The following is a 17,631-nucleotide window of genomic DNA, read 5'->3' as shown; positions in this document are numbered from 1 at the left end:
GTCACTCCCCCGCCCCGGGCCGCCGGTCGCCGGTTTCCTCGCCGGTCTCTCCGCCGGTCTCTCCGCCGGCCACGTCACCGGCGTCGTCGCCGACCTCTTCGCCGAGGTAGGCGGCGACGACGGCGGGATCGCGGCGCACCTCGTCGGGTCCGCCGCGGGCGATGACCCGGCCGAAGTCGAGGACGGTGATGTCGTCGCACACACTCATCACCAGATCCATGTGGTGCTCGACCAGCATCACGGCCATCCGGTCGGTCAGCCCGCGGATCAGCTCTCCGAGTTCGGCCATGTCGTCGTTGGCCAGGCCGCCGGCCGGTTCGTCCAGCAGCAGCAGTTCCGGTTCGCCGACCAGCGCGCGGGCCAGGGCGACCCGTTTGCGGACCGGGTACGGCAGGCTGCCGGGGAGACGGTCCGCGTACCGCTCCACGCCGAGACCGGCCAGCGCCTCCCGGGCCCGCGCGGCGAGGGCGGCGTCGTCCCGGGCGCCGCGGCCCAGGCCGAACAGGGCGGAGGCGAAGCCGGTCCTGGCGTGCCGGTCGGCGCCGACCATCACGTTCTCCAGGACGGTCATCCGGTCGAAGAGGCCGAGGCCCTGGAGGGTCCGGCCGATGCCCAGGGAGGCCAGCCGGTGCGGACGCAGCCCGGTCAGCTCCTCGCCCTTCCACAGCAGCCGTCCGGTGTCCGGGCGCACGAAGCCGCAGGCCACGTTGAACAGCGTCGTCTTGCCCGCCCCGTTGGGCCCGATGACGCCCAGCACCTGCCGGGGCGCCACGTCGAGCGAGACCGCGGACAGTGCCTGGACGCCTCCGAAGCGGACCGACACATCGGTGATCGAGAAGACCGCCGGCGGTCCGCCTTCGCGGTCGGTGCGCTCCGTGGTTGCGGTCGTGGGTGGGCTCAACGCGCGCTCCCTGTCTGCCCCTTGCCGGGCTCCCCGCCCGGGGACGGCTGCCTGGCTGTTCGGCTCCGGCGATCCCCTACCGTGGGCGCTGTGCACAGAATCCGACATGGGCGGTGCGCACAAAGTCGCTGGTGCGCAGCGCCCTGGCCCCCTGCGCCAGGGCTGGCGCGGCTGTGCGCTCCGTGCCATCCTCCGGGGCATGGGCAAAGGCATGGGCCTGACAACTGCCACAACTGCCACAACCGCCTCGTCGGCCGAGTCCGGCGGCGAGGGCCGGGACGACGCGTCCACGACCGCCCGAGGGCCGCGCCGCGCCGTGGAGCGCGCGTGGGCCTCGCTGCTGCCGCACGCCGACGCCATCGCCGACGACATCACGCTGACCCTGCTGGACAAGGACTGGCACGGCGAGGCCGGTCCCGAACTGCGGGCGGACATCCGCTCGAGTGTCCGCGAGCACGTGCACCGCGGCATCCGCACCATGGCCGGCCTGGCCCGCACCGGTGAGAGCACCGTGTACCTGTGGCGGGAGACCGGCCGCCGCCGCGCCCGGCAGGGTGTGCGCATGGAACATGTGCTCAACGCCTACAGCCTGGGCTCGCGGGTGCTGTGGGAGGCCCTGCTGAACCGGCACGGCCGCCCGGACCAGGAGGCCGACGACCGGGTGCTGCTGCTGGCCGGGCGGCAGATCTGGGCGGCGCTGGACCTTCAGAACGCCACGCTGGTGGAGTCCTACCGCCGCGAGGAGGCCCGGCTCCACAACCGTGACCTGCAGCGCCGTCAGCGGCTGCTCGACGGCCTGGTCGAGGGGCGCGGCGCCGATCCGGTCTTCGCCGCCGAGGCCCGAGAGGTGCTGGGGCTGGGCGCCGGCGAGCCGGTGGCCTGCGTGGTCGCCCCGTTCGACGGGCTGCCCGACGGCCCGGTCCGCGGCGCCGAGGACCGCCTCGAGCGGCTGGGGGTGACGTCCTGCTGGCACGTCCGCGGCGACATCACCTTCGGCCTGGTCGCGGCCGGCGGAACCGGCGTGGACGGCCTGGTGCGCGCGCTGGAGCCGGCGGTCGTCGGCCGGGCGGGGGTGGCCGCCGCCCCCGACGGCCTGGCGGGCTTCGCCACCGCCTACCGTCTCGCCGTCCAGGCCGCGGAGACCGTGCCGCGGGGCACGACGGGGGTGGTCCCGGTGACCGACCGCCTGCCCGAGGTGCTGCTGCGCGCCAGCCCGGAGGCGACCGCCTTACTGGTCGAGAGGACGGTGAGCCCGCTGCTCGCCCAGCCGCCCCATCAGGCGGCCGTCCTGCTGGAGACGCTGCGCGCGCTGCTCGCCCACCACGGGTCGCCGACCCACGCGGCCAAGCAGCTGTTCTGCCACCGCAACACCGTCATCTACCGCATGCGGCAGATCGAGCAGCTCACCGGCCGCAGCCTGCGCGACCCCCGCGACCGCCTGCTGCTCACCCTCGGCGAGATGGCCGCCCCCGCCCCGGCGGGGTGAAGCCCTTCGCCAGGGCCGACCCAGCCCTCGCTCCGACCGAGGGCCGCTGCCCCCGCCCGTGTCGGAGCGTCCGCCGCGCCCGTCCGGAGCACCCCGGCGCATCCGGTCGCCCCGTCCAACGGGCTCCGGCGCCACCGATCCACCGGGCCCGGGTGGTTCACCCGCCCCGTACGGGTGGCCGTCGTTCACTCCGCCCCGGCCTACGTTGCCACGGGAACGGCGGGGCCGTCGGTCAGGCTCGTGCGCCGGGGCGTGAGGGTCAGCCAGCCGCTGGTCCGCGCGGGGACGTAACCGCCGCCGTGGCGCCGGGCGAAGCCGGGGCCGTGGTAGCGATAGGCGATGAGGGAGTAGTCGCGTGAGCCGGCGATCCCGCGTTCGACCTGGCGCAGGTAGCGCCGCATCCGGGGCTCGGGGAACTCCTGGCTCAGCGCGCGGAAGCGGCGCTCGGTCTCCTCGATGCGGGTGCACAGGCGGTCGACGGACTGCTGCAGGGTCAGGCCGTCGACGGTGACCCCGGTGTAGACGAGGGAGTGCTGGAAGTCGTTGCCGTCGCAGTACTCCTTGCGGAAGGACAGCAGGTCGTTGACGTCCAGCAGGTGGTCGTTGGCGACCTGCCAGATGCGGGTGAACCGCTCCGGCCGGGCAGCGATCTCCTGGCTCATGTCCAGGCCGGTGCTGTACTCGCCCAGGAGATGAACGACGGCCGCGGCCATGCTGTCGTCACGCATCTGCCGGTAGGCGGACGGATCGAGGTCCCGGCCGTCGGCGCGGGCGCCGATCTCCCTGGCGGTGCCGTCCGCGAATGCGGCGGTGGCGGCGATCCAGCGCTCGCGCAGGCCGGGCGGCATGCGCCGGCTCATGCCCCGCCAGGTGCCGGCCAGGAAGTGGCCGAGAGCTGTGGCCGGGCGGGCCCGCGGATCGGCCCAGATCTGGACGAACTCCTCCAGCAGGTCACCGATGCTGCCGCGGGCCAGGTGGCTGGTGTAGATGGCGTCGTCCATGAGGAAGAAGCAGATCGTCACGCGCAGCACATCGGCCATGCGGTCCTCGTCCACGGTGGCCGGGTAGCACAGACAGGCCCACCAGGGCGCGTCGCGGACGCAGGCCTCCAGCAGGGGCCGGTCCCGCCCGGTCCCCGCCAGCACGTCCTCCATCCAGCCCCGCGTGGTGGCCTCCCACTCCAACGCCCGGGGATGCCAGGCGGTGGAGAGCGTCAGGTCCAGCTCCCGTAGGTGGAAGCCGCCACCCATGGGGAACGGCCGGAGCGGGGCCGCCACATCGGGGCGGTGGTGGGCCGGAGCGGTCGGGCCGGAAGCCGGAGCGGCGGGCGCGCGGTAGGGCACGGGCGTTCTTCCTCTGTTCGAGCAGCACCCCCCTCTCCGCCGGACTGTACAGGCCTGATCACGGACGGTGAGAGAGCCTGGTGGGCAACTCGCCGCGGGCCGGTCGGCCGCCGCCTGCCGGTCAGGAACCTCCCCGGCGGAACCGCCATCCGCGGAGGTCAGGGTTCCGCCCCCGGTGGCCGAAACGCCGCGGGCCGCGGCGCACGGCGGCGCAGCGCCGCCGCATCGGCGTCCCGGTCGCGGCGCGGGCGGTGTTGACAGGTCCTCGGTGCGCCGCCAGTCTCTCCCTGCCCAGCCGTTCAACGCGCATAGCGTGCCCGCCCCGGATTGTCATGAGCCCGTCACATGCTCGCCATGTGCGGGTCGCCGCCCCCACCCGGCAAGGAGTGCCCGATGTCCCCACAGTGGTCACAGTGGTCCCCCCGTTCCCCCCACCGAAGACTCCGCTCCGCCACCGCCCTGCTCGCGGTCCTCGGCGGCCTCGGGGCCTCCCTGCTGACCGCACCCGCGCAGGCGGCGGAGGACCGGGCCACGGCCGGGGGGACGCGCACGGTCGCCTACCACGGCTACCGGATCGACGTCCCCGCCGACTGGCAGGTGGTCGACCTGGCCGAGAACCCCCGCGCCTGCGTGCGCTTCGACCGCCCCGCCGTCTACCTGGGCACGCCCGGCGAGGAGAACGACTGCCCGGCCCACCTGGTGGGCCGCACCGCGGGCCTCGTCGTGGAGCCGATCACCGCCCGCTCCGCCGCCCAGGTCACCGCCGCCACCGCGCGGGCCCGGCGCGGCGAGGCCACCGTGCCGTCCGCCGTGTCCAGCGGGGACTCCGTCCGGATCGCCGTGGAGGACGCCGGCGTCCTGGTCACCGCGGCCCACAACCCGGACACCGAGGACCAGGTGCGCGAGGTCCTCGCCACCGCCGGTCTGACGGCGGGCGCGAAGCGCACCGAACTCCCGCGCGGCGCGGGGCAGCCCGCCGCGGTGGCTCCGCTGGCGGCGGTCGGCCCGCAGCCCGGCAGCTACCTGGGCAAGGGCTTCGACGCCTGCGCCGCCCCCTCGACGGCCGCGATGAACGCCTGGCAGGCGAGCTCCCCCTACAGCGCCGTCGGCGTCTACATCAGCGGTTCCTTCCGCGGCTGCTCGCAGCCCAACCTGACGGCGAGCTGGGTGACCACGCAGACCGCCAACGGCTGGCGCCTGTTCCCGATCGACGTCGGACGCCAGGCGCCGTGCACCAGCTTCTCGCTGAAGATGTCCGCCGACCCGGCCACCGCCAAGTCGCAGGGCGTCACCGCCGCGGCCGCCGCGATCACCGCCGCGTCCAACCTGGGCATCCCCGCGGGCAGCGCCATCTACAGCGACATCGAGGCGTACACCTCGACGGCCTCCTGCAAGGCAGCCGTCCTGTCGTACCTCTCCGGCTGGACCGAGCGCCTGCACAGCGGCGGCTACCTGTCGGGCTTCTACTCCAGTGCCGCCTCCGGCATCAAGGACGCGGCCTCCGAGTACAACAACCCCGCGTACACCCGCGTCGACCACCTCTTCTACGCCTGGTGGAACAGCGCGGCCGACACCAACACCGGTAGCTACGTCCCGTCGGCCTACTGGGCGAACCACCAGCGGATCCACCAGTACGTCGGTGAGGTCACCGAGACCTACGGCGGCTACTCGATCAACATCGACCGCGACTACCTGGACGTGGGCACCGGAGGCACCACCCCGCCCCCGGCCACCTGCACCGGCGCCAACCTCAGCTTCACCGCGTACGCCACCGTGCAGAGCGGCTCGAGCGGTGAACTGGTCAAGGCCGCCCAGTGCCTGCTGACCGCGGCCGGCCACAACCCCGGCTCCCCGGACGGCGTCTTCGGCTCCGGCACCGCGACCGCGGCCCGCAACTTCCAGAGCGCGAAGGGCCTCACCGCCGACGGCGTGGTCGGGCCGAAGACCTGGACGGCGCTGCTCGCCCGCGGCGCCACCACCACCGTGCAGAGCGGTTCGACGGGTGAGGCGGTCACCCGGCTCCAGCGCGCGCTGACCGCGGCCCTCGGCCGGACGGTGGCCATCGACGGCGTCTTCGGCTCCGGCACCGGCCAGGCGGTCCGCGACTACCAGTCCTCCCGCGGGCTGACCGTCGACGGCATCGTCGGCTCCGGCACCTGGGGCGCCCTCCAGGCGGGGCGGTGAGGTGACGCCATGAAACGACTCCGCCATCTCCTCGCCCTGTTCGCCGCGCTCGCGGGGCTGCTCCTCGGCTCCGGCGCCCCCGCCCAGGCCTTCGCCCAGGCCGCGTTCCCGCTGGCCGCGAGCGGCAGCCGGGGCACCGACGTCGTCGCCCTGCAGCACCTGCTGACCGCGCACGGCCGTTCGGTCGCGGCCGACGGCGTCTTCGGCTCCGGCACCCGCGCCGCCGTGGTGGCGTTCCAGCAGGCCGAGGGCCTCACCGCGGACGGCGTCGTCGGTGCCGCCACCTGGGGCGCGCTGGTGCAGACCGTCCGCGAGGGCGCCGACGGCCCCGCGGTCATGGCGCTCCAGGCCCAGCTCAACGCCAAGCGCGGCGCCGGTCTCACGGTGGACGGCGACTTCGGCCCCGCGACCGCCTCCGCGGTGCGGACCTTCCAGTCCCACGCGGGGATCGGCGCGGACGGGGTGGCCGGCCCGGCCACCTGGAAGAACCTGCTCTGGCACTACGAGAAGATCGACTTCGGCCCTGGCACGATGTGCGCCCAGAGCCCCGACGGCAACGCCAACGCCCACTGGGCCACCGCGGGCGCCGTCGCCCAGCTGGAGGCCGCCGCGGCCTCCTTCGCGACGTCCGGCAACGGCAAGCTCCCGGTCGGCGACGCCGGCTTCGAGCACGGCGGCGACATCCCCGGCCACGCCAGTCACGAGGTCGGCATGGACATCGACGTGTGGCCCGTGCGCACCGACTCGGCCCAGTGCACCGCCGGCCGCATCACCTGGCAGTCCTCCGCCTACGACCGCGCGGCCACCCGCCGCCTGGTCCAGGAGATCCGCGCCAAGGCGCCCGGCCGCGTCGAGCTGATCTTCTTCAACGACCCCCAGCTGATCGCGGAGGGCCTGACGACCAGCTACGCCAACCACGACAACCACCTGCACATCCGCTACCGGTAGGCGGACGCCGGTGTGTGCGCGGGGCCACGGCATCCGCCGGGCCCCGCGCACACCCGCCGCCGGGTCCACGGGCGCCGTGGCCCCGGTCCGACGGTCCGCGCGTCAGCCCCGGGCGGGCACGGCGAACATGCTGGCCGCGTTGTAACCCGAATGGGGGTAGGCGGCGCCCCACCGCGCGGCTTCGGGCTGGGTGCGGGGGAAGTCCGCGGCCACCAGCGTCGCCAGGTCGAAGTAGGCCTGGCGGGTCCGGGGCTTCAGCTGCTCCAGATCGACCTCGGAGCCCGCGGCGAGGTGCTCGTCGAAGGGCACCGTCACGACGCCGCGGCAGCGGGCGCGGAAGTGGTGCACGACGTCGTCCACCCGCACGTTCCTGCTCTTCCTGCGGGCCTCGCAGATCACCGTGATGCTCCGCTGGACGAGGTCCTCGTAGTGGTGCGCGCTGAGCCAGTCCAGGGTCGTGCTGGCGCTGGTGGCGCCGTCCACGCTGGGCGTGGCGACCACGATGAGCTGGTCCACGAGGTCCAGGATGCCCCGCATCGCGCTGTGCAGCAGGCCCGTTCCGGAGTCGGTCAGGATGATCGGGTAGTGCTGCCCCAGGCAGCCGATCACCTGCCGGTAGTCCTCGTCGTCGAACGCCGTGGAGAGCGCGGGGTCCACCTCGTTGGCGAGGATCTCCAGTCCGCTCGGGGACTGGGAGGTGAAGCGCCGGACGGCCATGTAGTTGTCGATGTTCGGGATCTCGGCCACCAGGTCACGGATGGTGGCGCCGGTCTCGCAGCGCACGCGTCGACTGAGCGTCCCCGCGTCCGGATTGGCGTCGATCGCCACGACGCGGTCCTGGCGCTCGGTGGCGAGGGTCGCGCCCAGGACGGTCGTGGTGGTCGTCTTGCCGACGCCGCCCTTGAGGCTGATCACGGCGATCTTCTGGCACTGCATCACCGGGGTGCGCAGGACGGCCAGCTTCTGCTCGCGTTCCCGTTCCGCCTGCCGGCCGCCGATGCGCAGCCGGTTGAGTCCGCGACGCTCGCCCGGCTTGTTGCGCAGCAGGCGGTCGGAGGACAGCTCGACCGCGGCGCTGCGGCCCAGCGTCCCGTTCCGGGCGCCCCGGTCCGCTCCCGGCCAGTACTCCGCACCGTGGTGGGCCGGCGGGCCGTAGTACGGCGGCATCACGGGAGCGCCGTGCCGTACCTCCCCCCACCCGGCGTGGGGCGGCGGCGGGGGCTGCTCCGCGCCGACGCCGTGCCGGGCGGGCACCAGGTGGTGGTACTGCGCCGCGCCGTGCGGCGGGAGGTATTCGCCCGCGGCGCCTTGCGGCTCGTCGAGGGCGCCCGGGACGGGCGGCGCGAGGCCGGGTCCGTCGGATCCCGCTGGTCTCCTGTCGGGTGCGGGACTCTCGACGGAGATCTCGCGGTTGTCTGTCACGGTGCGTCCTTTCGCGTGGGTGGGCGTTCCGTCGCGCACCGGGTCGGCGGCGCGACGACGGCGGTGCTCCCCGGCCGGCGGTCGCTGTCCGCCGGACCGGTGACGTGGGGCTTCGGCCCGCGGCCGACGTGGGGCTTCCGCCCGCGGCGGGCCGCCGGGGGACACCGGGGAGACCGGCGGTCTCCCCACGGCCGGGGTCCTGTTCTGGGGCTCCGGCGCGCCGGTGAGGTGCCGGTGGCCGACGTCCCGCCCCTGGTGCGGTCTGCCGCCCGCGGGGGAGAGCGCGGCGCGGGCGCCGTTCGAGGAGGGGAGGGCTCGCCGTGCGTGGCCCGACCGGGGCAGGACGGCCACGCCCGCGTGATCCGCCGCGGGCTCCGGGAGGCGGGACGGTCGCGGCGGAGCGGTGAGGGTGCTCGGCGGGTCGGCGCGGACGAGCGTGCCGTCCTGGGCGAAGGCCAGTCCGAAGGATATGAACTGCTCCACCGTCAGGACCTGCTTGTCCCCGGGGAGCAGGCGCGGGGGCGACGGCCAGGGCGGGCCCGCCTCCTCGCCGCGTCCTGCCGACGGCGCGTACGCGCCGCGAGGGCCCTCGCCGGCCCGGAGGGTGTGCTGGACGTCGGGCGGGACCTCGAGACGGCTGCGCACGCGGAACCGTCCGGCCTTCAGGTCCTCGGTCCGCTGCAACTGCACCTTCAGCGGGCCCACGAACGAATAGCGCTGCTGCTCGGCGTACTCACGCAGCTCCCGGACCAGCTCCTCGCCGAGCATCACCAGGCAAGCGCTCTGCAGTTCATGATCGGCCGGACTCAGTTCGACGATGAAGCCGTTGGGCACGATGATGCAGTCCCGCCCCCAGATCCTGGCATTGACCTCGCACTCACGTTTGAGGGCTCCGATGAATTCGATGGGCTGCACCGCGGATTTGAACACCTTGGCGAAGGCTCCGTTCATCACAGCCTCGAAACTTTGTTCGATCTTGTTCAGTGCCCCCATGTGGCCTCCGGGGTGCCGATCTGCCGTGGCGCGGTCAGATGAACTGAAGAGATTGCGGATAGTGGTGATATAGCCACACATCGTGACCACACGCGGCGTGTCGTCATAATTCACCGGATCGGTGGCTGCGACCGGCCGGGCGCCGGGGACCGGCGAGCTGTCCGGCGCCGCCCACCTCGCGGCCGCGGAGGTCAACAGGCGTTGCGCGAGGCGGTGTTGGCGGGACCCTGCCCCATACGCGGTCGACGCCGCGGGCGCCCCGGTGTCAGGATGCCGGTCGTACGAAGCCCTAGGACAGGAGACGACGTCATGCCCGCCTACGCCATCGCCCACCTGCGGGAAGCGCCCCCGCACCCGGATGTCGCCGAGTACATCGAGCGCATCCCCGGCACCTTCGCACCCTTCGGCGGCCGCTTCCTGGTGCACGCCACGCAGCACGAGGTGAAGGAGGGGAGCTGGCCGGGGCACGTGGTGGTGATCGGCTTCCCCGGGATCGCCGAGGCCCGGGCGTGGTGGGACTCCCCCGCCTACCGGGAGATCGCCCCGCTGCGCTCGCGGCACATCCCCGGCGACATCGTCCTCGTCGAGGGCGTGCCCGAGGGGTACGACCCGTCCGGCACCGCCAGGGCGATGCGGGAGGGGGCGGCAGGCGGCCCCGGGCCCGCCTGACGGGCTCGGGGCCCGGCCACGACGAAAGCGCCGGGCGAAGCGCCGGAGAATGCGCTGGAGCGCCCGCCCGGCGCCGGGTCGGGCCCGCTCCGCCCGGCGCCAGGCGGGCCGTGTCGGCCGCCGGGCGGGCCGTGTCGGCCCTCGGGCTCAGCCCTTCGCCTTGAGGCCCTTCGGGTTCAGGTGGGAGATGTTGCCGCTCTCCGTGCCGTCCGAGGGGTCGATGACACAGTCGATGAGCGCCGGCACGCCGGCCGCCAGCGCCTCACGGAGCGCGGCGGCGACCTCGTCGGGCGTGGTGGCCTGGTAGCCCTTGCCGCCGAAGGCCTCGATCATCAGGTCGTGGCGCGCCTTGAGCGAGGTGGGGGCCGGGTCGGCGGTGGCCGAGGCCTCGTCGCCGCGGTAGACGCCGCTGTTGTTCAGGACGAGGGTGACCACCGGGAGGTTGTAGCGGCAGACCGCCTCGATCTCCATGCCGCTGAACCCGAAGGCGCTGTCGCCCTCGATGGCGACCACCGGCTCGCCGGTCTCCACGGCGGCGGCGATGGCGTAGCCCATGCCGATGCCCATGACGCCCCAGGTGCCGCTGTCCAGACGGTGGCGGGGCACCCGCATCCCGATGGTGTTGCGGGCCAGGTCGAGGGCGTTGGCACCCTCGTTGACCACGTAGACGCGGGGGTTCTCCGCCAGCACGTCGCGCACGGCCTGCAGGGCGCCGAGGAACTTCATCGGATGCGCCGCCCGGGCGGCCTCCAGGCGCCGGGACATCTTCGCCACGTTCTGCGCCGAGCGGGTGGCGAGCTCCTCCCGCCAGGCCGCCGGGGCCGCGATCCGCCCGGGCTTGGCGCGTTCGGCCAGCGCCTCCATCACGGAGCCGATGTCGCCGACCAGTGGGGCGGCGATGGGCCGGTTGCTGTCCATCTCGTCGGCCGCGATGTCGACCTGGACGAAGGTGGCGTCGGGGTTCCACTGGGGCGCGTCGCCGTGGCCGAGCAGCCAGTTGAGCCGCGCGCCGACCAGCATGACGACGTCCGCCCGCTTCAGCGCCAGGGACCGGGCGGTGGCGGCCGACTGGGGGTGGTCGTCGGGCAGCAGGCCCTTCGCCATCGACATGGGGACGTAGGGGATGCCGGTGGACTCCACGAAGGCCCGGACCGACTCGTCCGCCCGCGCGTACGCGGCGCCCTTGCCGAGCACGATCAGCGGCCGCTCGGCCCGCGCCAGCAGGTCGACCGCCCGGTCCACGGCCGCCGGCTGGGGCAGCTGGCGCGGGGCGGGGTCGACCAGCCGCCACAGGGAGGCCGCGCCCTTGCCTGCGTCGACGATCTCGCCGAGGACGGCCGCGGGGATGTCCAGGTAGACGCCGCCGGGGCGGCCGGAGACCGCCGTGCGGATGGCGCGTGCGACACCGCGGCCGATGTCCTCGGCACGCGAGACCCGGAACGCCGCCTTGGCGAACTGCTTGGCGGCGGCGAGCTGGTCCATCTCCTCGTAGTCCCCGCGCTGGAGGTCGACCAGGTGCCGCTCGCTGGAGCCGGAGATCTGCACCATCGGGAAGCAGTTGGTGGTGGCGTTGGCCAGGGCCACCAGCCCGTTGAGGAAGCCCGGCGCGGAGACGGTCAGGCAGATGCCGGGCCGCTGGGTGAGGAAGCCGGCCGCCGCCGCGGCGTGCCCGGCGTCGCTCTCGTGCCGGAAGCCGATGTAGCGGATCCCCGACGCCTGGGCGAGCCTCGCCAGGTCGGTGACGGGGATGCCCACCACCCCGTAGACGGTCTCGACGCCGTTGAGCTTCAGCGCGTCGACGACCAGGTGGATCCCGTCGGTCAGGGCGTCCGGTCCGGCGCCCTCCGTCCCCGTGGCCTGCGCGACAGTGTCCGTCATGGTCCGGTTCCTCCCTGAGAGGGTCGCCGAGTTCCTCGTCCGCGTCCGAACGGACGACTGTATGCAGTATTCCGTGTGAGTGTATGCAGTATCCCGGAAGCGGCGGGACGACGCCATACCCGTGGCCGGAGCGAATCGAAATCACCGCGGCGCGCGGAGGGAGCGACGGGCGTGGGGAACGGGCGTGTCAGCCGAGCGGAACGCGCACCGTCTCCACCCAGGACGGGGGTTCCGGTGCCGCGTCGCCGACGACGGCGGCGATCAGCCGGCAGGCCGCCGGCTCCGCGGGCCAGGGGGTCAGGCCGTCGGTGAGCACGACGACGACGCCGGGACGGTCGGGCCCCGCGAGGGCGGCCTCGACGCCCACCCGCATGTCCGTGCCGCCTCCGCCGGCCAGGGTGATCTGGTCCACCGAGGTCACCCGGGACACGGCGTGCACGTCGGCGTCGCAGGCCAGCACGGCCACCCGGTTGCCGCGCACCCCGACCTCGCGCAGCACACCGGTGATCTCTCCCAGCGCGGCGGCGAGTTCGGCCTCCCCCATCGACCCTGACGTGTCGACGACCACGGCCACCCGGGGCAGCGGGCGGCGCAGGCTGGGCAGCACGACGCCGCGCAGCGCCGGGGTGCGGCGGGAGGGGCGGCGATAGGTGTAGTCGACGGCGCCGCCCGCCCAGGCCGCCGCCTCGCGGACGGCTCCCGCGAGGGCCTGCCGCCAGTCCACCGTGGGCTCCAGCACCTGCTCGGCCCAGCGCCGCCAGCCCTCCGGAAGGGTTCCCCTAGAGCGCTGGTGACTTCGCATCGCCTCGGCCGTGACCCGGCGCAGCGCCTCCGCCTCGACCGCTCCGAGCCGCGCGGGGCCGTCGTTCCCGGGCAGTTCCCAGGGCGCCGCCACGCCGTGGGCGCCCGAACCGCAGTCCGGCGCCTGCTCGACGGAGGCCGGCAGGTGAGGGAGGTACGCCTCGAAGAGGCCACCGGCGGGCAGCCCGAGGAGCCGGGGTTCCAGGCGCCCGGCGGGCAGCGGGAGACCGTCCGCGATCAGATCGTCGTTGATCTCGCAGTCCTGCGCGACGTTGAGCCGCCACGCGTCGCGCCGGTCGCCCGCGGGCAGCCGGTCGGCGCGGCCGTGGTGGTCCCGCAGCAGGTGCGCCACCTCGTGGATCCACACGGCGGCCAGCTCGGTGACCGGCGTCGCCTCGACGAAGGCGGCCGAGACGTAGCAGCGCCAGTGACGGTCGACGCCCATGGTCGGGACCCGCGGGCTCGGCACGACCGTGAGGGCGAACAGGGCCGAGGCCAGGTACGGCCGGTCCGTCGCCGCGCGGTAGCGGGCGGCGAGCAGCTTGGCCGTGTCGAGCCGGTCCCGCCCGCCCTCGCCGGGCGGGGCGGGTGCGCCGGACGGGGCGGGTGCGCGGTGCGGGCGGGCTTCACTGTGCGGGCGGGCTTCACTGTGCGGGCGGGCTTCGCGGTGCGGTGCCATGGGCGGAGTCCTCGTGGGCGGCCCGGTCAGCTGCCGCCGGGCAGCGCGCCGGACAGCCGGAGCAGGTCGAGGAAGGCGTCGATGCCGTCCGGTACGGGCCAGTCGGTGTCGCGCATCGCGGCCAGGTCGACCGCCGCGCTGGCGGCCACGTCGGGCACCCCCTGGTCGACGGCCTTGGCGAGCACCGTCCAGCCGGCCTCCCACCGTTCCCGGGTGGGTTCGCCCTGCACCGCGGCGACCACCGCGATGAGGAACGCCAGCTGCCGGTCGCCCCGTTCGGGGAGGGCGAAGGCCGCCGGGTTGGCGAGGACCCGGTCGGGATCCGGCAGGTCGAGGTGCTCCAGGTACGACAGGAACTCGATCCCGGCGCCGTCCCCGACCGCACCGGTCAGCGCGGCGGCCAGCGCCTCGCGTCCGGCTCCGGTCGCGTAGCCGGTGGCGAGCAGCTTCAGGGCCATCTCCCAGGTGCGTGGCGACGGCCAGGCGCGGCCGCGGTGCTCCGCGTCGGAGGGGAGGTGGTGGACCAGGCCGGGCCGGGCGGTGAGGAAGCCGGAGACCGCGCCCCGGGCCCGTGCGACGGCGCCCTGCGTCCTCGCCGGGTCGACGACCGGCACGGCGGACTCCGGCCAGGTGCCGGTCATGCCGCGGGCGACGGTACGCGGGTCGTGGGTCCAGCGGAGGTGGACGAAGCGGTTGGCGAGCGGCGGGCTGAGGTGCCAGCCGTCGGCCGCGCTGGAGGGCGGGTTGGCCGCGGCGACGATACGGACCGGCTCGGGCAGGACCAGGCTGCCCACCCGGCGTTCCAGGACCACCCGCAGCAGGGCGGCCTGCACGGCGGGCGGTGCGGAGGAGAGCTCGTCGAAGAAGAGCAGGCCGCGTCCGGCGCGGGCGAGCCGGACCGCCCAGTCCGGCGGGGCCATCGGCACGCCGGTGGTGGCCGGGTCGTCGCCGACGATCGGCAGACCGGCGAAGTCGGAGGGCTCGTGGACGCTGGCGACGACGGTCTCCAGCGGGCAGCCGAGCCCTGCCGCGAGCTGTTCCATGCCGGCCGACTTCCCGATGCCGGGCTCGCCCCAGAGCAGTACCGGCTGGTTGGCCGTCACGGCGAGGCCCAGTGCCTCCAGACGGGGGTCGGCCGCGGGTTCGGTGCGGTGGGCACGCAGACGGGCGTTGAGCTCGTCCGCGGCGTCCAGTGGGCTGAGGGTCACGAGTTCCGGTCCTCCGGTGGTGCGTCCATGTCCTCGTCGTCGTCCGGCGGCTCGCGCGGGTACGCGGTCCCGGCCGGCTCGCCCGGGCGCCCGTCCTCCGGCGGCTCCCCCGTGCGTCCGCGCTCGGGCAGTTCTCCCTCGTAGCCGTCCTCGGGCGGCTCCGGGCCGCCGTCGTCGGGCGGCACGTCCAGATGGTCGAAGTAGTGCTGCTCGTCCGGGCGGTCGACGTACTCGTCCCACCACTCGTCCCCGATGCCCGGGTGCTCGGCGTGGACGCGCCGGACGAGGAAGGCGAGGTCGGTCCGCCGGTAGCGCCGGACGGTCTGCGCGAGGGAGAGTTCCGTCTCGTCGTAGGCGTCGATGCGGCAGACGACGTCGATCCGGGCGCCCGCGTCGAGCAGCGCCTCGACCACCGCCGGTGAACCGCCGTCCTCGACCACCGAGTGGAGCGGGGTGCGCCCCTTCCTGTCCCTGCTCTCCAGGTCCAGTCCCGCCTCCAGCAACCGCGGCAGCAGGACCTCGTGGTCGAGCAGGTGCACCACGTGCAGCAGCCCGCGGCCCCGGGCGTCGCGGACGAGGGGATCGTGTCCGGCGTCCAGCAGGGCCACGACACCTGCCGTGTCGCCGTGTTCCACGCGCTGGAACAACTCCTGCCGCTGGGCCCGCAGGGCCTTCGGGAGCCGTCCCTCGCCCGATCTCCACGCCTGCTCGACCGCGAAGCAGCCGGAGACCGGGCCGCCGAACACCCGCATGGCCTGCTCCCGCCGCCGCTCCTCGTCGGTGTGCGGGCCCTCCAGCCGCCCGCCGCGCAGGACGACCTGGTGCCAGGCGCCGTCCTGGCACCGGACGCGGAAGGGTCGCGGCGCCTCGGGTTCCGGAGGGCCGAACGGGCCGTCGGACGGCCGGAGTGCGGGGAAGAGGGAGGCGGCGACCAGGGGGTGGAGGTGCTCGGGCAGCACTCCTCCGGTCCGCAGCAGGTCCAGGTCGGGCAGCCGCCGCCAGACCGCCCGGGCCAGGTGCGGCGCGTCCTCGGCGTCCCTCGGGCTCACGACCCGGGCCGACAGGGCGCCGCCCGGGCCGGCGCTCTGGAGGAGCAGGGAGTCCCGCCAGTCCAGGTCGATCAGGCACCGCTCACCGCCGGCGCCGGCCGTGTGGCGTCGCACCGCGGCGCCGAGCCCGGCCACGTCGAGGGGCAGCCGCCGCAGCAGCGGGACCGGCCGGCGCGTGTACCAGTCGTGCACCTGCGTGGGGGCCGCGTCCAGGCCGATGCCGGCGGCGGCGAACGCCGCCTCCACCTCGCCCTGTTCGTGGAGCAGGGTGATCCATTCGGTACGGGCCGCCACGTCGCCCGGGCCCGGGTCCGCGGAGGGCAGTTCGCCCTCGGTGAGCGGGGTGCCGTCGGGGTGGCTGAACGGGGCCCGGTCCGGACCGCCGCCGCAGTGCTCCCGCAGCTCGTGGGCGTGCCGGGCGTCCCACAGGTGGCGGGCCGCCGACCAGTCCTCCAGCACGGCCCACGTCCCACGGCGCGCCCGGACCGCGGCGCCGGAGCTGCCGAACCGGAGCGTCACCCGCTGCGGGCCCTTGGTCGTCCTGGGCATCATCAGGTACAGGTCCGCGCCGGGGGCGTAACGGGCCAGGACGACCGCCCGGTCCGTCGCCAGCGTCGTCCGTCCGCCCAGGACCCGGGGCAGGTGCCAGTGGATCAGGTCGGGCACCAGATGGCGCAGGTCGTCCAGCAGCCCGGCGGCGGTCGCGGTGCCGTGCGTCCCGGCCACGGAGTCCGGCGTGAAGGCGACGTCCACCAGGCAGGCGGCGCAGGCCGCGGCCCAGTCCCCCTCGGCGCGGTGCCGCGCCGACGCCTCGATCATCCACCGGGGCACGGCATAACGGCGGACGCGCCGCCAGGACGACTCCTCGTCCCGGCCGAAGGGCGCCGGACGCGGGCTCACCGGTAGAGGCTCCCTATCGCGCGCAGGTCGGGGTGGGCCGCGGCGGCGGGACGCAGGCACTGGGCGAAGGACCGCTTCACCCTGCGCGGCAGACCCGGCCCGAGGCCCAGGTACTCCAGTGCGGTATGCGGTCCCGCGGCCGCCAGCAGGGTCTTGGCGCCGCGTCCGGTCAGCCCGGTGTGCCGCAGCTCCAGGCGCCGCAGCGGGCTGCCGGGGAGGGCCGCGGCGAGCGCCCGGGCGCCCTCGTCGCCGGTGCTGTTGGCGGGTGCGCCCAGGCTCCGTTCGGACAGGGGGCGCCCCAGGTCGAGCGCTTCGACGCCGGCCAGGGAGTCCGCGAGGGCGCGTGCTCCGGCCGGGCCGACGCCGTTGCCGCCCAGCCCCAGCCTGACCGGACGCGCCGGGTCCCCGGCGGCCCGGGCCAGCACCGCGGCGCCCTCGTCACCGAGGTGGTTGGCGGGCAGGTACAGCTCACGGACACCCGCCTCGCGGATCAGCGCGGCGAGCAGCGGCGCGACGTCGGCGGTCAGGCCGTTGCCGCCCAGGAACAACCGCTCCAGGGGACGGGTCCGGTCCGTCAGCGCGGCCAGCACCGCGCGCAGGCCGTCGGCGCCGATCCCGGTGTTCACCAGGTCGAGGGTGCGCAGCGTGGAGTTGGCGCGGAGCATCCGGGCCAGGGCGCGGACGCCCTCGTCGCCGACCGGGTTCCGCTTGAGCCACAGGGCGTGGACCGTGTCGTCCCGCGCCAGCGCCTCGGCGAGGGCGGTGGCACCCTCGGGGCCGATCCGGTTGCAGCCGAGGTAGAGGGTGCGCAGCCCGTGTCCGGGGGTGAGCACGCCGGCGACGGTGCGGGCGCCGGCGTCGCCGATGGCGTTGGTCCCCAGCAGCAGGTGGGCGGCGTGCGGCGAGGCGGCGGCAGCGGGGAGCACCCGGGCGGCGCCGGCCGTCCCGAGTCCCTGCTTGCACAGGTCGATCCGCCCGTCCGCGCGCACCGTGCCGAGCGGGAAGACCTCGTCCGCCTCCACGGGACGCGGCGACCCGAGCCGTGCCAGCAGCCCGTCCAGCCCCGCCGGGTCGGCGAGCGGCATGTCCGGGTGCTCGACAACGGGGCAGCGCACGGGTGTCGGCTGCGTCATCACCACTCCACCGGTCCGTCCTGGCCGACGCCCGGTG

At 74.9% G+C, this 17,631-nt stretch carries 12 protein-coding genes; 4 read left to right on the top strand and 8 right to left on the bottom strand.

Annotated features, from left to right (window positions below; translation table 11 throughout):
* Nucleotide 1 precedes the first annotated feature (1 nt).
* Nucleotides 2–901, bottom strand: coding sequence for an ABC transporter ATP-binding protein (locus GBN72_RS05005; protein WP_246212257.1), 900 nt, complete (start codon nucleotides 899–901; stop codon nucleotides 2–4).
* A 199-nt stretch (nucleotides 902–1,100) separates the two neighbouring features.
* Between GBN72_RS05005 and GBN72_RS05000 the strand changes: the two genes are divergently transcribed.
* Nucleotides 1,101–2,387 (top strand): PucR family transcriptional regulator, encoded by a 1,287-nt coding sequence (locus GBN72_RS05000; RefSeq protein WP_151770364.1) that lies wholly within the window; start codon nucleotides 1,101–1,103, stop codon nucleotides 2,385–2,387.
* Between the two features lie 200 nt (nucleotides 2,388–2,587).
* On the opposite strand, the gene GBN72_RS04995 is transcribed toward GBN72_RS05000, so the two are convergent.
* Complete coding sequence (locus tag GBN72_RS04995) at nucleotides 2,588–3,730, bottom strand: terpene synthase family protein (RefSeq protein ID WP_151770363.1); 1,143 nt, start codon at nucleotides 3,728–3,730, stop codon at nucleotides 2,588–2,590.
* A 393-nt stretch (nucleotides 3,731–4,123) separates the two neighbouring features.
* On the opposite strand from GBN72_RS04995, the gene GBN72_RS04990 reads away from it, so the two are divergent.
* Complete coding sequence (locus GBN72_RS04990; protein WP_151770362.1) at nucleotides 4,124–5,914, top strand: glycoside hydrolase domain-containing protein; 1,791 nt, start codon at nucleotides 4,124–4,126, stop codon at nucleotides 5,912–5,914.
* Between the two features lie 9 nt (nucleotides 5,915–5,923).
* A complete protein-coding gene (locus tag GBN72_RS04985) occupies nucleotides 5,924–6,862 on the top strand; it encodes a penicillin-insensitive murein endopeptidase (RefSeq protein WP_151770361.1) in 939 nt (312 codons plus the stop codon).
* Between the two features lie 102 nt (nucleotides 6,863–6,964).
* On the opposite strand, the gene GBN72_RS04980 is transcribed toward GBN72_RS04985, so the two are convergent.
* Nucleotides 6,965–9,277, bottom strand: a complete 2,313-nt coding sequence (locus GBN72_RS04980) for an FhaA domain-containing protein (RefSeq protein WP_151770360.1) — start codon at nucleotides 9,275–9,277, stop codon at nucleotides 6,965–6,967.
* Nucleotides 9,278–9,586: 309 nt separating this feature from the next.
* Here GBN72_RS04980 and GBN72_RS04975 point away from each other — a divergent pair, with 309 nt between their 5' ends.
* The gene (locus tag GBN72_RS04975; RefSeq protein ID WP_151770359.1) at nucleotides 9,587–9,946 is read left to right on the top strand and encodes a DUF1330 domain-containing protein; all 360 of its coding nucleotides are present in this window, start codon (nucleotides 9,587–9,589) and stop codon (nucleotides 9,944–9,946) included.
* A gap of 147 nt (nucleotides 9,947–10,093) precedes the next feature.
* On the opposite strand, the gene oxc is transcribed toward GBN72_RS04975, so the two are convergent.
* From oxc to GBN72_RS04950, 5 genes are all read right to left on the bottom strand, one after another.
* On the bottom strand, nucleotides 10,094–11,824 hold the full coding sequence (oxc, locus tag GBN72_RS04970) for an oxalyl-CoA decarboxylase (protein WP_151770358.1): 1,731 nt from the start codon (nucleotides 11,822–11,824) through the stop codon (nucleotides 10,094–10,096).
* Between the two features lie 187 nt (nucleotides 11,825–12,011).
* Nucleotides 12,012–13,304, bottom strand: coding sequence for a vWA domain-containing protein (locus tag GBN72_RS04965; RefSeq protein WP_151770357.1), 1,293 nt, complete (start codon nucleotides 13,302–13,304; stop codon nucleotides 12,012–12,014).
* A 26-nt stretch (nucleotides 13,305–13,330) separates the two neighbouring features.
* A complete protein-coding gene (locus GBN72_RS04960; RefSeq protein WP_151770356.1) occupies nucleotides 13,331–14,512 on the bottom strand; it encodes an AAA family ATPase in 1,182 nt (393 codons plus the stop codon).
* Nucleotides 14,509–16,461, bottom strand: a complete 1,953-nt coding sequence (locus tag GBN72_RS04955; protein ID WP_174887065.1) for an ankyrin repeat domain-containing protein — start codon at nucleotides 16,459–16,461, stop codon at nucleotides 14,509–14,511. Before GBN72_RS04955 ends, GBN72_RS04960 begins: the two co-directional genes overlap by 4 nt.
* Nucleotides 16,458–17,594, bottom strand: a complete 1,137-nt coding sequence (locus tag GBN72_RS04950) for a leucine-rich repeat domain-containing protein (RefSeq protein WP_151770355.1) — start codon at nucleotides 17,592–17,594, stop codon at nucleotides 16,458–16,460. The genes GBN72_RS04955 and GBN72_RS04950 overlap by 4 nt, the downstream gene beginning before the upstream one ends.
* Between the last annotated feature and the right edge of the window lie 37 nt (nucleotides 17,595–17,631).

Origin of the sequence: Streptomyces abyssomicinicus (genome assembly GCF_008974245.1) — a bacterium.
GTDB lineage: Bacteria > Actinomycetota > Actinomycetes > Streptomycetales > Streptomycetaceae > Streptomyces > Streptomyces abyssomicinicus.
This window is presented reverse-complemented; position numbering and strand designations above follow the sequence as displayed.

Coding starts and splice junctions, on each gene's coding strand:
- GBN72_RS05000 (WP_151770364.1), top strand. CDS start 1,101: ATGGGCAAAGGCATGGGCCTGACAACTGCCACAACTGCCACAACCGCC.
- GBN72_RS04990 (WP_151770362.1), top strand. CDS start 4,124: ATGTCCCCACAGTGGTCACAGTGGTCCCCCCGTTCCCCCCACCGAAGA.
- GBN72_RS04985 (WP_151770361.1), top strand. CDS start 5,924: ATGAAACGACTCCGCCATCTCCTCGCCCTGTTCGCCGCGCTCGCGGGG.
- GBN72_RS04980 (WP_151770360.1), bottom strand. CDS start 9,277: ATGGGGGCACTGAACAAGATCGAACAAAGTTTCGAGGCTGTGATGAAC.
- GBN72_RS04975 (WP_151770359.1), top strand. CDS start 9,587: ATGCCCGCCTACGCCATCGCCCACCTGCGGGAAGCGCCCCCGCACCCG.
- oxc (WP_151770358.1), bottom strand. CDS start 11,824: ATGACGGACACTGTCGCGCAGGCCACGGGGACGGAGGGCGCCGGACCG.
- GBN72_RS04965 (WP_151770357.1), bottom strand. CDS start 13,304: ATGGCACCGCACCGCGAAGCCCGCCCGCACAGTGAAGCCCGCCCGCAC.
- GBN72_RS04950 (WP_151770355.1), bottom strand. CDS start 17,594: ATGACGCAGCCGACACCCGTGCGCTGCCCCGTTGTCGAGCACCCGGAC.